This window comes from Moorena sp. SIO3I6 (genome assembly GCF_010672095.1).
In genome coordinates this window covers 1-1,321 of the sequence record NZ_JAAHHU010001405.1, presented here as the reverse complement: position 1 = coordinate 1,321, position 1,321 = coordinate 1, and the positions used below count along the sequence as shown (strand labels likewise).

Genomic DNA, 1,321 nt, shown 5'->3' with positions numbered 1-1,321 from the left:
AACGGAAGATACCCTTGAACATTCCACTGAAGTGATCGCACTATTACCGGGGTCAAAACCAGCCAAACTAGCTCAGGGAGTGCCTTTGTCTTTAGCGATCGCTGAACACATCCACAGGGCTAGACCCCAAACTCGCTTTGTGATTCCCGTTGCTCCTACCATAGATCTCAAAACATTAGCCAAATTTGCCAATCGAGATCACAATCCCATTATTAACAAGACAGGATGGTCAGAGGCACAACTTATTAGACTTCTTCCAGAAAAGGGAACAGCGGATCTGGGAACAGGGAACAGGGAACAAGAATTGAGGCCAAGGGATGCAGCGTGGTCTTGGGGGTTCTCTCCAGGAGCGACTGCATCAAGAACACGATCAGAACAATACTTTTGCAAGAGGTCTATTTATCAACAGTCGCCTTTTAATCGGGATAACCTGCAACCGTCTAACCTGCAACCGTCTAACCTGCAACCTAATAACCTTCAACCTTCAACCCTTCAACCTTCAACCCTTGGCCAAAAGGCCACGCTACGCGAACAACCTCCTAACCTTCAACCAAATACCCCGCAACTATTCCTCAAAACCCCCAGTGGCTTGTGTGTAGAACTCTGGCAGTCCTTTCCGGCCTATGAATTGTTATCACAATGTTGTCTTTGCTTAACCACAGTGGGAGCTAATACCGCTGAGTTGGGGTCTTTGGCGGTACCAATGATTGTGCTGTTGCCGACGCAACAGTTAGATGCCATGCGGGCTTGGGATGGCTTACCCGGTCTATTGGTCAAGTTACCAGGAGTAGGCTCTAGCCTAGCGAAAGTGATTAACTGGTTGGTGCTAGGGCAAAAGCGTCTGTTTGCATGGCCGAATATTTGGGCAAAAAGAGAAATTGTGCCAGAATTGGTAGGGAAGCTTGAGCCGGTTGAGGTTGCCCAACTTGCCCTAGACTATCTAGAGCATCCAGAAAAGTTGTCCGAAATGCGATCGCATCTAAAGAGTGTTCGGGGAAAACCAGGAGCTGCCCAAACCTTAGCTCAACTGGTTAAACAAGAACTTCAGAAAGACGTTATGTAAGGTACCTAAATCAATTCCGAAAATTTTAGTTCCCTACTCCCTACTCCCTACACCCTACACCCTACTCCCTACTCCCCTACTCCCCTACTCCCTACTCCCTACTCCCTACTCCCTACTTGAGCTTGACTTTGCCAGTTAGATGGGATTACAATACTATTCCGCAATAGTATTTTAGTTATGGTTGTCGGTACAACACAAGCTGCATCTCTGCTGGGTATATCGTCTCAGCGACTGCGGATGCTATTAAGTAAAGATCGC

The 1,321-nt window shown here is 47.5% G+C and carries 1 pseudogene; it reads left to right on the top strand.

Annotation, left to right across the window (positions count from 1 at the left end):
- Nucleotides 1-1,063: pseudogene (locus tag F6K49_RS49730) on the top strand (hypothetical protein); the annotation flags it as partial.
- Nucleotides 1,064-1,321 lie beyond the last annotated feature (258 nt).